This window comes from Parasalinivibrio latis, from assembly GCF_036825535.1.
GTDB lineage: Bacteria > Pseudomonadota > Gammaproteobacteria > Enterobacterales > Vibrionaceae > Parasalinivibrio > Parasalinivibrio latis.
Window position 1 is genome coordinate 621,801 of the sequence record NZ_CP098812.1, and the last position, 13,049, is coordinate 634,849.

Sequence of the window (13,049 nt, forward strand, 5' to 3'; positions counted from 1 at the left end):
AAAAACTATGTCAGTTAAGCATCCCATTGTTGCGGTTACCGGCTCATCGGGCGCAGGAACCTCAACCGTTAAAAATGCCATGGAGCAGATTTTCCGCCGTAACCAGTTTGAAGCCGCTATCCTTGAAGGTGACAGCTACCACCGCTATGACCGTGCTGAAATGCGTGAGCGGCTGAAGCGGGCCCAGGAAAAAGGCAAGAGCCTCAGCCATTTTGGCCCGGAAGGCAACGATTTTGATGAGTTGGAAAAGACGTTCAAGGCCTATGCCGAGTCCGGGACAGCATTGCGCCGCTACTATATCCATAACGAGGAAGAAGCGGCCCAGCACAACCAGAAACCGGGTACGTTCACACCCTGGATCCCGATTCCGGATGGGTCGGATCTTCTGTTTTATGAAGGGCTACACGGTGGTGTGGTGACCGCAAAAAATAATGTTGCCCGCTATGTTGACCTCCTTATTGGCGTAGTGCCTATCGTCAACCTTGAGTGGATCCAGAAAATCCACCGGGATACCAATGTACGGGGTTACAGCCGTGAAGCGGTGACCGACACCATATTGCGCCGGATGCATGATTACGTGCATTACATTACCCCGCAGTTTTCCCTGACAGATGTGAATTTCCAGCGGGTGCCTATGGTTGATACTTCCAACCCGTTTATTGCCAGGGATATCCCGACGCTGGATGAGAGCATGGTGGTAATCCGTTTCCGTGACCCGAAAAAGTCCGGTGTCGATTTCCAGTACCTGCTCAATATGATCCATGGCTCCTTTATGTCGCGCCGCAACAACATTGTGGTGCCCGGCGGCAAAATGGGGCTGGCGATGGAGCTTATCATGCAGCCGATGATTGAAGAGCTGGTGTATGCCGGCTCCAACCGGGTGAGCGTTGCGACCACTCATGACCGTTTCGCCAAGCGCGAAGCGATGGTGTAAGGAGGCTGGTATGAGAAAAGGTACAACGTTCACCCGCTTCATTATTGAAGAGCAGCGCCGGATCCCTGAGTCCACCGGGGAATTTACCCTGTTGCTGAGTGCGATAGTCACGGCATGCAAAGAGATTTCAGATGATGTTAACCGCGGCCAGCTTATCAATGTGCTTGGCAGCGCTGAGAGCGAAAATGTGCAGGGGGAAACCCAGAAGAAGCTGGATATCATCTCCAACGAGGTAATGATCAAGGCACTGGAGTGGTCCGGGCACCTGGCGGGAATGGCGTCGGAAGAGATGGAAGATGTCTACCCGATCCCAAACCGTTACCCGAAGGGAAAGTACCTGTTGGTTTTCGATCCGCTTGACGGGTCTTCCAACACGGAGGTGAATGTCTCTATCGGTACGATTTTCTCCATACTCCGCTGCCCTGACGGTATCACCGAGCCGACGGAAGATGACTTCCTTCAGCCCGGCACGCGCCAGGTCTGTGCCGGGTATGTCCTGTACGGCCCGGCAACCAACCTGGTACTCACCTCAGGCCAGGGAGTGAACGGCTTTACCCTTGACCAGGATATTGGTGAATTTATCCTGACCCACCCCAAGCTGACGATCCCGGAAAAAACCAGCGAGTTTGCCATCAATATGTCAAACCAGCGCCACTGGGAGCCGGCGATCAAACGTTATATCGATGAAGTGGTGGCCGGGAAAGATGGCCCGCGTGGGCGCAACTTCAATACCCGTTGGGTGGCATCTATGGTCGCGGAAGTTCACCGGATTCTGATGCGTGGCGGGATTTTCCTCTATCCCAGGGACGGTCGGGAAAATGTCCACGAAGGAAGGCTTCGCCTGCTTTATGAAGCCAACCCGATGAGCTTTATTATCGAGCAGGCCGGGGGCGCTGCCACTACCGGCCGGGAACGCCTGCTTTCCGTGCAACCAGGGAAGTTACACCAACGTATCCCGGTCATATTGGGAGCGCGGGAAGAAGTTGAACGGGTAACCCGTTACCACCTGGAAATGGACAAGGAACGGGAAGGGGATATACCGCCCCATCGCCAGGCGAGCTGAAGGGAAAAAAGTTCGCCCTGGCATAAAAAAATGTGATTCCGGCAACTGATTGATAGCTCAATCAGATTGCCGGGGTTGCAGAGAAATATATGGGGAATACCGGCTCAGGCAAGGGGGCATGTAGCCTGTTGCGCTGCCCGGCTCTGCTATCTTTAGATTGGTGGCGGTAATTTCCCCACTCTCTTCTTACCGGGTTCTTTGCCGGATCTGTACTGTGATTGACCTACGCCTCACCGGCGATATTCGAGCGCGTGACAAAGCGCCATCTGACTATTCAGGGAGTGAACCTATGCTCAGGCTGAACAATATTCAGGCTGTGTGCTTTGACCTCGACGGCACACTGGCTGACACCGCTGCCGATTTGGGATTTGCGGCAGAAGAAATGATGATTGAGCTCGGTCTGCCGTTTGGTGGAATCGAAGACGTGCGGGACTGGGTTGGGGATGGTACAGACTGCCTGATCCACCGGGTACTGACCCGCCACCTTGACGGCAGGGTACCTGACCGTGTGTTTAACCGGGCCAACCCGCTGTTTACCAAGGCATACCAAAACCGCAAACACCGGGCGACCAAACTCTACCCTGGTGCTGAAGCCTGCCTTGAACGCCTGCACAATATGGGGATTTCCCTGGCCTGCGTGACCAACAAGCAGACTGCCCAGGCCAACGAAGTGCTGGAAGGGTTGGGCGTACGGCACTACTTCTCCCAGGTGATGGGGCGTGATTCTGTCCGCAAGGCCAAGCCTTCCCCTGATGGCCTTTTGGATGCTGCTGACCGGATGCAGGTAAATATCCGGCGAATGGTGATGGTCGGAGATTCAGTCAATGATGTCCGCGCTGCGAGGGCTGCAGGTTGCCGGGTTGTGGCAGTTTCTTATGGCTACAACTACGGCGTGGATATTGGCAGTGCCAACCCGGATACGGTGATTGACTCTCTGGCGGTGGTGCCGGATATGCTGGTCCCTGCTCCGACCCTGAGGCGGCTCGACCGGATTTCTACCCGCTTTGTCCCCAAGATAAATACCGGGTGCCGGACGGATATGACGCCGGGCGGGCACCTTCTGTCTGAGTAAAGCACGGAGCGCGAAAGATGGAGAAGACAGAAAAACCACAGAATGTCGCCTCGGCGGCTGTGACCCGGTTGTTGGCACTGCCCGTCGAGGCAGTCAGGCAGACACTGCTTGGCCGTATCCAGGTACTTAACCAGGAAATTGTCCTTCCCTGTTTTGGCCGTTTCAGCGGCGAAAACGGTGTCCGGAAGAAACCGGACAAGTCCTTGATCACCGATGCCGACACCCAGATGCAGGAAGCACTGATTGAATCACTCCAGGCAAGCTGGCCGTCGATACCGGTTTTGGGGGAGGAGTTACCCCGGAAGGAACAGCAGGCTTTGCTCTCCTCACAAGATACCGCGGTATGGGTACTCGACCCCATAGATGGCACCAGCAATTTTGCAGCGGGTATTCCTTATTTCTGTACCTCCCTGGCACTGATCGCCGATGGCAGGGTAGTGATGGGCATGGTGTATGACCCCAACCGGGACGAGTGTTTCTTTGCCTGTGAAAACGGCCCGGCAACACTCAATAACCAGCTTATTCAAAGTGAGCGGGATGCCCCCGGTGTATTGGCAGATTGCATGGGATTGATTGATTTCAAGCGGCTGTCGGTCACTCTCTCCGGTGCCCTTGCTGCAATGCCTCCTTACCGCTCCCAGCGGAGCTTTGGTGCCAGTGCCCTTGACTGGTGCTGGATTGCGGCCGGGCGCTGCCACCTTTACCTCCATGGCAAGCAGATGCTTTGGGACTATGCGGCCGGACAGTTGATCCTTACCCGTGCCGGTGGCCTGGAAAACAGGCTGGAGGAAATCCCGCCTGGCAATGTCACCCTGGACCCCCGCTCTGTGGTGGCATCGGTCTCCCCAAACCTCCAGCAACAGTGGTTACAGTGGGTTGAAGCACACCGTTAACCGGACGGGCTTGTTGAGGAAGGCTTGTCGCAGGCTGAACGCTGGGGGTCATGGTAATTCGATGAATGCTATTGATTTTATTTTGAGTTTTTCTTGTCTGTACAGCTTAAACAGCAATTGGATCATGACTGGAATACCAGCATCACACTTTAATGCTGTCTAATAAAAAATACTCACGTGTAAAGGGAATTGCCGTTAAGCCGGAGGGGTTTAACGGCATTCATCTTTCCTGAAAGGGTTAGCGGTGGGCATCACCAATGGCCCTGACAAGTGCCACTCCGACGTTTCTGTTCTTCTTTTTAAGGGGCTTGCCGTCAAAAGCTTTCACCAACATAAATGCAGCCATTGAGCTGTGCTTCCCATTCCGGGTGCTGTCAGGGATGACTGACGCCTTACCAAACTCAGCCGGGTTTCCGGAGGTGAACTGGTAATAACTGCTGCTGCCGGACGGGTAATCAGCCTTGACTGGCATGTGCCCGCTGACGGAATAGGTATTGCCAAACAGGGTGACAAACATCATTGAATAATCGCTGTTGATATCTTCGTCTTCAGTCCATGGAACAGACTCGACCTGGTTTTCCCTGATATCGGTAAATGTCTCTATATAGTTGGAGGCGAGATTGAAGTCGTTAAGCAGGGCTGCTATCTCTGCTGCAGTGGCAACCCGCCAGCCGTCCCCACCGTATTTTGCTACCGCATCCACCACTGTCATGTTCTTGGTCCGGCTCCATTGCAGCCACTCTTTGTCTGGTGAACTGACAATATGGGTAGCCGGGTCTAACTGGTAGCCGTTGTAGGAGATTACCTGCGGGTAATCAGTTTGCCGGGTTGCCTGTTGTGTCTGGCCCATACAGCCAGTCAACATGATAACGGCCGTTGCCAGCAGTTGTGCCTTGGTAAACCTTCCTGGTGCCATAACCTGTACCCCCTAAGAGAAATCACTGTATCCAAGATGGCAGTCCCTTGCTGCCAACGTTACTTGTAAGTGTTGTCAGTCGGGAGCCGGACAGCCTCACCCAATTGGGGGATTTTAGGAGTGGGGCTGCGCGAAATATGAAAGGCAGGAACACCTAATGCCGGTAAAGGGAAAGGGTTGAAACCAGGGAGTGCTGGCTGTGGGTGCCTGTCTTGGTCATCAGGTTTTTAATATGTGTTTTGATGGTTTCCGGTGAGCGGAAAAGTTGTTCTGCGATTTCGGATTTTTCCAACCCGTTCAACAGCATTGCAGCCACCTGGGTTTCTGCTTTGGTCAGGCCGAAATGGGAGGCTGCGAATTCCAGCTGAGTTCGGTCATTGGCATAGATTGATACCAATACCTTGCACTCATAATGATGAGCAAAGGGGGTGTCATCATAGTACGGAGCCATGCGGACGAGTATCTGTGGCCAGTCCTTGCATGCAGGGATTTCAACGCTTTGAGGGGCAGGGCTTTCCTGGGATTGGGTGATAGCCCGGAACGCCTTTTTCAAGTTACGGTTTACGTTGTCATCAGTCGCCAGCAAGGTACCGCTGTGCCGGTTGAAAAGGGGGTACCTGTCCATAATGGACTCTGCAGCTGGGTTGGCATGGAGCAACATGCCACGGTTATCCAGTAACACCATGGCATGGCCGGCATGTTCCATACATTTTTGGTAAAACGACGTCTCGGCCTTGTTGTTTAGGGCTTGCAAATAAATCTCAATCGCCGGCTGGCAGTGATCTGCAATGCGCTGGAAACTGGAAAGATCCTGTTGGGAAAAAGGTTCCGCCTTGAAAGGCCGGTTGATAATAAGCGAGGCCATGGCCGAATCTGAATTGAGGGCATTGGCTGCCATAATATGGCCGACCTGGGCAGGGACATAAAATTCCTGGTAAAACCAGGAAGAGGTCAGTTCCTTCCTGGATATCACTTGCCTGTCAGTGTAAGCCTTCCCTAACGCGATGCTGCGGGATGCCCGAACCATGGGATCCTGTGGGATGACTTTCCGGAAGTGCATTAATTCTTTCTGGAATTTGGTAGTAGAGAAGAAAACCGGAAGCTGGGTTTCAAAGCTGACGCCAATATTCAGTACCCGGTTGGCACGGTAGTGGCGGTGAATCTGTTGCAGTAAAGGTTGCCAGTCGGCCTTCGCTGCGCACCGGTACATGGTGGCAATAATCCGGTCGATATCTGAAGGCATATCGTGTCCCCAATTCCATCAGCTATCCGGGTACCCGAAATCAAAGGCAGTATCGGGCGCGTCCCGGATAAAAACGGAAAATCCAGCAATCCCGGTGCCATCATGAAATTGGACTTATAAACAGGGTGATAGAACGGTTGCCGCTCAAACAAAAAATACGGGTGTAAAGATTTCCGACACCCAGTTTGCCGGTTAATCCCTTCACCCGTTTAATTCCTCCTTAAAGGAGGGCTATGTCAAGGTTGTTGCAAATCAGAAAAATTACCTGTGGACGAATTATAAATTCCAACCTTCGTTCTTCATTGTTTCCTCACCCTTCAAATATGAACCTGACTGGATTGCCTGTTATCCAGTGTTGGCTTTCCGTGATGAAATTGCTTCACCCAAATGGGGGATATTGACTGCAAACACTCAGCGTGTGGCCTGTTTACCGAGTTGGAAAGCAGGTATCCATTTTCCCTCAGTAAAGCGACACAAGGTTAACTGCCTGATTGATGAAGATGTAATAACAGTGACGTTATACTGATGAAAAACAACAAGAAATATAAAGCTCATTCAGTTGGCATCCGGATTGCATTTGTCATGACTTACCAATACAAACACCCAATAAAAAAATGAGGCTGCCAGTAAGCAGCCAGAAATTCTTCCTACCGTAAAGCATAAAAACCGGCCAGCACCGTCTGGCTGAGTGACAAGAATATTTCCAATAATCCCGGTTTTATCCGAACTCCGGGCAGGTTTCCTGCACCCTGGAAACAGCCCAACCCCGGCAGGAAGCGCCGGGCTCTGGTACAAGGAGAGATCAATGAGCAATGACGTAGAGGCGATACTGTCACAGCACGGGCACCGCAGGGAGCGGTTGATTGACATGCTCTGGGCTGTGCAGCGCGCCAATGGCTATATACCTGGTTCAGCCGTACAGCAACTGGCTGATGGGCTGAACCTTTCGCCGCTGGATGTGCGTGAAACACTGTCTTTCTACCATTTCTTCCATGACAAACCTGCCGGAAAGCACAAGATTTACCTGGCTGATACCGTCATTGCCCGGATGCAAGGCTATGACGACGTGCGGCAGGCGCTTGAAGAATCGGCAGGCTGTAAGTTTGGTGATGTGAGCGAAGACGGCAGTGTCGGCCTTTTCGATACCCACTGTATCGGGCTTTCAGACCAGGAACCGGCAATGCTTGTGGATGATGTTCCTTTCACCCGCCTGACGCCTGAGAAAGTCAGGGGCATTATGTCGTCGCTGAAAGCGGGCATTCCCCCTGCTGCCATTGCAGATCCTGCCGGAAACAACAGAGAAAGTGTCGAATATGTTGATTCATTGGTGGCGTCCAATATCCAACAGGCTGGGCCGGTCTTCTTCAGGGAACCCGTTGACCCTGCTGAGATCATTGCCGGTATTGTGACAAAACATCCGGAAGAAGTGATTGATTCCACCAGCGTCTCAAAGCTGCGCGGGCGGGGAGGGGCCGGTTTTTCAGCAGGCCTGAAATGGAAGCTCTGCCGTGCCGCGCCGGATGAAACCAAATACGTAATCTGCAACGCAGATGAAGGTGAGCCCGGCACGTTTAAAGACAGGGTTGTCCTCACCCGGAGCCCGGAGCAGGTGTTTACCGGGATGATTGTCGCCGGGTACGCCATCGGCGCACAGGAAGGGATCATCTACCTGCGGTCGGAGTATGCCTACCTGGTGGGTTACCTGGAGAAAACCCTTTCGTCACTTCGTGAGCGAAACCTGTTGGGCAAACGCATAGGCGGGCGCGATGGCTTTGATTTTGATATCCGTATCCAGCTTGGTGCCGGGGCCTATATCTGTGGGGACGAATCGGCGCTGATTGAATCCTGCGAAGGGAAACGGGGAACGCCACGGGTGAAACCGCCATTTCCGGTCCAGCAGGGATACCTTGGCAAGCCAACGGCCGTCAACAATGTAGAAACCTTTGCCACGGTCAGCCGGATCATGGAAAAAGGTGCGCGCTGGTACGAGGCCATGGGCACCAATGATTCTTCCGGTACCCGTCTTTTAAGTGTATCCGGCGACGTTGACCATCCCGGTATTTATGAAGTTGAGTGGGGAACAACCCTCAATGAAGTGCTGGGTAAGGTTGGAGCAAGAGATCCCAGGGCTGTGCAGGTCAGTGGGCCTTCTGGTGAGTGTGTTTCTGTCGAAAAGGATGGTGGCCGCCGTTTTGCCTACAATGACCTTTCCTGTAACGGCTCGCTGATGGTATTCAACCACCAGCGAGACCTGCTCGAAATCGTCCGCAATTTCATGCATTTCTTTGTAGAGGAGTCCTGCGGTATCTGTGTGCCTTGCCGTGCCGGTAACGTTGAGCTGTACAACAAAATCAATCTCATCATTGGTGGCCGAGCAGTAGAGCAGGATCTGGAAGAGATCCGCAGTTGGGCGAAAATTGTCCGCGGTGCCAGCCGCTGTGGATTAGGTACCACATCGCCCAAACCTATTCTGACTACCCTCGAAAGTTTCCCCGAAGAATACCAGCGCAAGCTGGTACAGCAGGAAGGCCCGTTGCTCGCTTCCTTTGACCTCAATGCCGCATTGGAAGGATTCGCCGTGGCCAGCGAGATGCTGTTGCCAGAGCCCGCCCCGGAAAAAGCAAGGATGCAGGAGGTATCGAAATGACAATCAAGCTGACCATCGACGGGAAGGAAGTGACAGCCGAACCCGGCCAGATGCTGGTGGATGTAGCCCATGACAACGGGGTGTATATCCCGACGCTCTGTTACCAGAGGGGCGAGCCTTGCCTGGGAACCTGCCGGGTCTGTACCTGTAAGGTCAACGGTAACAATGCCGCGTCGTGTACCGTTCCGGTGACGGACGGCATGACCGTGGAAGTGAACGAGCCGGAAACCGCAGATATCCGCAAGGCACTGGTGGAAATGCTGTTTGTGGAAGGAAAACACAACTGCCCGAGTTGCGAGAAAAGCGGGCGCTGTGATCTCCAGGCGGTGGGGTATGAAACCGGCATGATGGTGTCTCGCTTCCCGTACCGGTTCCCGGTGACCGAAACGGATTTCCGTTCCCAAAAAATCTGGCTTGAGCGCGACCGCTGCATCTTCTGTCAGCGATGTGTGGAGTTTGTCCGTGACGAAGAAACCGGCCAGAAGATTTTCAACATTGATGACCGTGGTACCCATGCCCGGATCGAAATCGACGTTGCCCTTGCGGACAAAATGAGTGACGGGCAGGTACAGGAAGCCATGGAGTTGTGCCCGGTTGGCTGCATCCTCAAAAAAGCCGTGGGCTTTGATGCACCGATTGGTGGGCGGAAATATGAGCTTGAAACAGTGCGGGAACGTGCACTGGCTGACGGGCAGCAAACCGGCGGGGAGGATGGACAATGAGTACGGATGCACTGAGAGCCAATCATGGCTTTGAGGGTAATGAAACGGATGTGGTGTATTCCCACGAGTTGCCAAGGACGCCGTTGGATGAGGAAACAAAGGCGCTGCGGGAAGACAAAATCCAGGTAGCGATGATTGGCCTTTGCGGCTGCTGGGGGTGCACCCTGTCATTCCTCGATATGGACAGCAGAATTGTTGGGCTGCTGGATAAAGTTGCCATAACCCGGTCTTCCATCACCGACATCAAACGGATACCGCACCGGTGTACGGTCGGCTTTGTGGAAGGGGGCATTGCCAATGAGGAGAACATCGAAACACTGGAACACTTCCGGGAAAACTGCGACATTCTGATTTCCGTCGGGGCCTGTGCGGTCTGGGGTGGCGTGCCCGCCATGCGTAACCAGGTTTCCCTGACGGAATGCCTTGATGAAGCCTACATTTCTTCTGCCACCCGGCCACCCGGTTCAGAAAATGTCATTCCCCACGTTGATGTCCCGCGCATTACCACCAAAGTGTACCCGGCCCATGAAGTGGTGAAGATGGACTACTTCATACCCGGTTGCCCGCCGGACGGTGACGCCATCTTCAAGGTGCTGGACGATCTGATAAGCGGGCGCGACGTTGATCTCCCTTCATCCATTAACCGGTACGACTGAATTAGCGAGGCAAACATGAGCAGAACATTGGTTATCGATCCGGTTACCCGGATTGAAGGACACGGAAAAGTGACACTGCAGCTTGATGAACAGAACCGGGTAAAGGATGCCAGGCTACAGGTAGTTGAATTCCGTGGGTTTGAACGTTTTATCCAGGGACACCCATACTGGGAAGCCCCGATGCTGTTACAGAGAATTTGCGGCATCTGCTTTGTCAGCCACCACCTGTGCGGGGCAAAAGCCTTGGATGACGTGGTGGGTGTCGGGCTGAAAGACGGCATCCAGATGTTGCCGACCCCTGAGAAAATGCGCCGTCTGGGCCACTATGCCCAGCAGCTCCAGTCCCATGTCACCGCCTATTTCTACCTGATTGCCCCGGAGATGGTATTCGGTATTGATGCTGCCCCGGAGAAACGGAACATCATCGGTCTTGCGGAAGCCAACCCGGATTTGGTCAAACGGGTTATCGAGCTTCGCCGTTGGGGGCAGGAGCTTATCGTTGCCGTGCTGGGAAAACGGATGCATGGCATAAGCTCGGTACCGGGTGGGGTAAACAACAACCTCAGTACTGAGCAGAGGGACAGGTTTCTAAAAGGCGCGGATGACCTGCTGTCCATCGATCAGGTTATCGACTATGCGCAGGATGCCCTCAACCTGTTTTACGACTACCACGAAAAACACCGTATGGAGATAGACAACTTTGGTATCACCAAGGCCCTGGACATGTGTCTGGTGGACGACAACGGTGACGTGGATTACTACCACGGCAAAATGCGCGTGATTGATGAAGACAAGAATATCGTGCTGGAAACGGACTACCACGATTACCTCGACCATTTCTCAGAAGCCACCGAGGAGTGGAGCTACATGAAGTTCCCTTACCTCAAGGCACTGGGAAGGGAGGCCGGTTCGGTAAGGGTCGGGCCACTTGCCAGGCTGAATGTCACCCGCCGCTACAATACCCCACTGGCACAGGCTGCCCTTGAACGCTTCCAGGACTACACCCAGGGCAAGGTGAACAATATGACCCTGCACACTAACTGGGCGAGGGCAATAGAGATCCTCCATTCAGCGGAGCTGATTAAAGAGCTCCTCAACGACCCAGACCTCCAGGGCAGCAACCTGATCATCACGCCGGGGAAAAATGCCTGGACGGGGGAAGGCGTCGGGGTCGTCGAGGCACCAAGGGGAACATTGCTTCACCACTACCGGGCCGATGAGGCAGGCAATATGACCTACGCCAACCTGATTGTATCAACCACCCAGAACAACAAAGCCATGAACCGGACGGTACAGGCCGTTGCCCAGGAGTGGGTATCCGGAAAACCGGAGATCACCGAAGGCATGATGAATGCCATTGAGGTGGGGATCCGTGCCTATGACCCTTGCCTGAGCTGCGCGACCCACGCTATGGGGCAGATGCCGTTGCAGGTCACCCTGATTGATGCAGACGAGAAGATGCTTGATGAAAAGTACCGTTGATTTCCCGTCCCTGGACCGTTTTGACCTTATCTATGGCATTGGGAATATCGGCAGGCAGGATGACGGGATCGGCTGGGCTTTTGTTGATGCCGTAGAAGAGCAGGGGTTATCCGATGCAAAGCTGATACGTCACTACCAGCTGTTTTTTGAGGATGTAGACCTTATCCGGCGGTACAACCGTGTGTTGTTTGTGGATGCGACTAAAGCGGTACAAACCAGCAGTTTTGCTGTTGAACGGGTTATCCCAAAGCTGGATGACAGCTTTACCTCCCACGCCATCTCTGTGCAGACCATCGTGGCCATGTGTCACCAGTGCTACCGGGTTTTCCCTGAAGTATGGCTGTTGACGGTCAGGGGGTATGAATGGGAACTCAAACTGGGCCTGACCGCCGGTGCAGCGCAGAACCTGTCAGCAGCGCTGGATGGGGTGAAGGGCAAGGGATTAACCAAAGCCGAGCCTGTCCCACAACGGGCTGGCCTTTGAACCGACGAATTTGTTTGGAAGGATACGACCATGAATAAACCGAATGTAGAAAGCATTGCCCGGCTGATAATGGATGCGCCGATAGGCCAGTACATAGGTGAATCCGGTGCCCAGGTACTGGCACAGCATGCAGCCCGGGAAATCAAAGTCAGTAACGGGGATTTTCTTTACCGGGAAGGTGACGCTGCCAATTCATTTTTTATCGTTATGTCAGGGCGGCTGGCATTTTGCAAAGAGAACAAGGGCTCAACCAAGACCAGTTTGCTGCACGTATTGGAACAAGGAGACCTTATCGGCGAGCTCAGTTTTATCGACCATGATCCCAGGACAGTATCTGTCCAGGCTCTGGGTGATGCCGCTGTACTTTGTTTTGAGCGGGGAGATATTGACCCGCTTATCGAATCCCACCCCAAAGTCGTGTTTGATTTTATGCGCGCGGTGGTACGCCGTGTACACCACACGGTTTCAGCCATCGGCCAGCAGCAGGCTGAATTGGCGGACTACATTGCCACTGGCGGGCGCGGCCGGTACTGACCCAAAAAACCTGTTCCACCCAGACTTCCGGTTCCATCTTGCCTGCCCTCTCGTGGGTAAGGTGGCTTTTTCTTTAATGACAGCGAGTTATGTGTTTTTTGAGGTGGCTTGTACACCTTTTTAAGCTTTTGGATCATGACTGGAATACCAGCTAATTAAATCTTGTTTGACTATTTTAATGGTCATCAATGCAAGAAATATAGGTTTTGAAACAGGGCAAGCCAGACCCCCATTTATTGAAAGACTCCATGGAAAGATACTTTCCAATCTAATTAATAAGATGGTTATTTACTTTCCAAATCAGACTGCATGTGTAAATAATTTGTTTGTTAAATGTTGTTTTGGTGTGTTTCCGGTGCCGCGTAAGTTAAGGGGTGCCATGTGGGTTTAGGCAATTAAAGGA

The 13,049-nt window shown here is 53.2% G+C and carries 12 protein-coding genes; 10 read left to right on the top strand and 2 right to left on the bottom strand.

Translation table 11 applies throughout. The annotated features are described in order from the left end of the window. Nucleotides 1–7: 7 nt before the first annotated feature. The 4 genes from NF212_RS03175 to NF212_RS03190 all read left to right on the top strand — a co-directional run bounded on the left by NF212_RS03175 (nt 8) and on the right by NF212_RS03190 (nt 3,962). Nucleotides 8–934: a phosphoribulokinase gene (locus NF212_RS03175; RefSeq protein ID WP_434358746.1), complete on the top strand. Its 927-nt coding sequence runs from the start codon at nt 8–10 to the stop codon at nt 932–934. A gap of 10 nt (nt 935–944) precedes the next feature. Next, nucleotides 945–1,997 carry a class 1 fructose-bisphosphatase gene (locus NF212_RS03180; RefSeq protein ID WP_434358748.1) on the top strand — a complete coding sequence of 351 codons (1,053 nt, stop codon included), beginning with the start codon at nt 945–947 and terminating at the stop codon, nt 1,995–1,997. 214 nt (nt 1,998–2,211) lie between these two features. Then, nucleotides 2,212–3,069, top strand: a complete 858-nt coding sequence (locus tag NF212_RS03185; protein WP_434358750.1) for a phosphoglycolate phosphatase — start codon at nt 2,212–2,214, stop codon at nt 3,067–3,069. Nucleotides 3,070–3,086: 17 nt separating this feature from the next. Further along, nucleotides 3,087–3,962: an inositol monophosphatase family protein gene (locus tag NF212_RS03190; RefSeq protein WP_434358752.1), complete on the top strand. Its 876-nt coding sequence runs from the start codon at nt 3,087–3,089 to the stop codon at nt 3,960–3,962. 238 nt (nt 3,963–4,200) lie between these two features. Here the strand turns inward: NF212_RS03190 and NF212_RS03195 are convergent, their stop codons facing one another. Both NF212_RS03195 and NF212_RS03200 read right to left on the bottom strand, forming a co-directional pair. Next, complete coding sequence (locus NF212_RS03195) at nt 4,201–4,878, bottom strand: hypothetical protein (protein WP_434358754.1); 678 nt, start codon at nt 4,876–4,878, stop codon at nt 4,201–4,203. Between the two features lie 154 nt (nt 4,879–5,032). Continuing rightward, nucleotides 5,033–6,121: a helix-turn-helix transcriptional regulator gene (locus NF212_RS03200; RefSeq protein ID WP_434358756.1), complete on the bottom strand. Its 1,089-nt coding sequence runs from the start codon at nt 6,119–6,121 to the stop codon at nt 5,033–5,035. An 805-nt stretch (nt 6,122–6,926) separates the two neighbouring features. On the opposite strand from NF212_RS03200, the gene NF212_RS03205 reads away from it, so the two are divergent. From NF212_RS03205 to NF212_RS03230, 6 genes are read left to right on the top strand one after another with little or no spacing between them, the layout of a single operon-like run. Further along, the gene (locus tag NF212_RS03205; RefSeq protein ID WP_434358758.1) at nt 6,927–8,768 is read left to right on the top strand and encodes an NAD(P)H-dependent oxidoreductase subunit E; all 1,842 of its coding nucleotides are present in this window, start codon (nt 6,927–6,929) and stop codon (nt 8,766–8,768) included. Next, a complete protein-coding gene (locus tag NF212_RS03210; RefSeq protein WP_434358760.1) occupies nt 8,765–9,490 on the top strand; it encodes a 2Fe-2S iron-sulfur cluster-binding protein in 726 nt (241 codons plus the stop codon). Before NF212_RS03205 ends, NF212_RS03210 begins: the two co-directional genes overlap by 4 nt. Continuing rightward, the gene (locus tag NF212_RS03215; protein ID WP_434358762.1) at nt 9,487–10,146 is read left to right on the top strand and encodes an NADP oxidoreductase; all 660 of its coding nucleotides are present in this window, start codon (nt 9,487–9,489) and stop codon (nt 10,144–10,146) included. The genes NF212_RS03210 and NF212_RS03215 overlap by 4 nt, the downstream gene beginning before the upstream one ends. Nucleotides 10,147–10,161: 15 nt before the next feature. Then, complete coding sequence (locus tag NF212_RS03220) at nt 10,162–11,628, top strand: Ni/Fe hydrogenase subunit alpha (RefSeq protein ID WP_434358764.1); 1,467 nt, start codon at nt 10,162–10,164, stop codon at nt 11,626–11,628. Further along, nucleotides 11,612–12,112 carry a hydrogenase maturation protease gene (locus NF212_RS03225; RefSeq protein ID WP_434358766.1) on the top strand — a complete coding sequence of 167 codons (501 nt, stop codon included), beginning with the start codon at nt 11,612–11,614 and terminating at the stop codon, nt 12,110–12,112. The genes NF212_RS03220 and NF212_RS03225 overlap by 17 nt, the downstream gene beginning before the upstream one ends. A gap of 30 nt (nt 12,113–12,142) precedes the next feature. Continuing rightward, nucleotides 12,143–12,646 (top strand): Crp/Fnr family transcriptional regulator, encoded by a 504-nt coding sequence (locus tag NF212_RS03230; RefSeq protein ID WP_434358768.1) that lies wholly within the window; start codon nt 12,143–12,145, stop codon nt 12,644–12,646. Nucleotides 12,647–13,049 lie beyond the last annotated feature (403 nt).

Bases quoted from the DNA above. Each gene is read 5' to 3' on its own strand.
- NF212_RS03195 (WP_434358754.1), bottom strand. From the start codon at position 4,878: ATGGCACCAGGAAGGTTTACCAAGGCACAACTGCTGGCAACGGCCGTT.
- NF212_RS03175 (WP_434358746.1), top strand. From the start codon at position 8: ATGTCAGTTAAGCATCCCATTGTTGCGGTTACCGGCTCATCGGGCGCA.
- NF212_RS03205 (WP_434358758.1), top strand. From the start codon at position 6,927: ATGAGCAATGACGTAGAGGCGATACTGTCACAGCACGGGCACCGCAGG.
- NF212_RS03180 (WP_434358748.1), top strand. From the start codon at position 945: ATGAGAAAAGGTACAACGTTCACCCGCTTCATTATTGAAGAGCAGCGC.
- NF212_RS03210 (WP_434358760.1), top strand. From the start codon at position 8,765: ATGACAATCAAGCTGACCATCGACGGGAAGGAAGTGACAGCCGAACCC.
- NF212_RS03225 (WP_434358766.1), top strand. From the start codon at position 11,612: ATGAAAAGTACCGTTGATTTCCCGTCCCTGGACCGTTTTGACCTTATC.
- NF212_RS03190 (WP_434358752.1), top strand. From the start codon at position 3,087: ATGGAGAAGACAGAAAAACCACAGAATGTCGCCTCGGCGGCTGTGACC.
- NF212_RS03215 (WP_434358762.1), top strand. From the start codon at position 9,487: ATGAGTACGGATGCACTGAGAGCCAATCATGGCTTTGAGGGTAATGAA.
- NF212_RS03230 (WP_434358768.1), top strand. From the start codon at position 12,143: ATGAATAAACCGAATGTAGAAAGCATTGCCCGGCTGATAATGGATGCG.
- NF212_RS03220 (WP_434358764.1), top strand. From the start codon at position 10,162: ATGAGCAGAACATTGGTTATCGATCCGGTTACCCGGATTGAAGGACAC.
- NF212_RS03200 (WP_434358756.1), bottom strand. From the start codon at position 6,121: ATGCCTTCAGATATCGACCGGATTATTGCCACCATGTACCGGTGCGCA.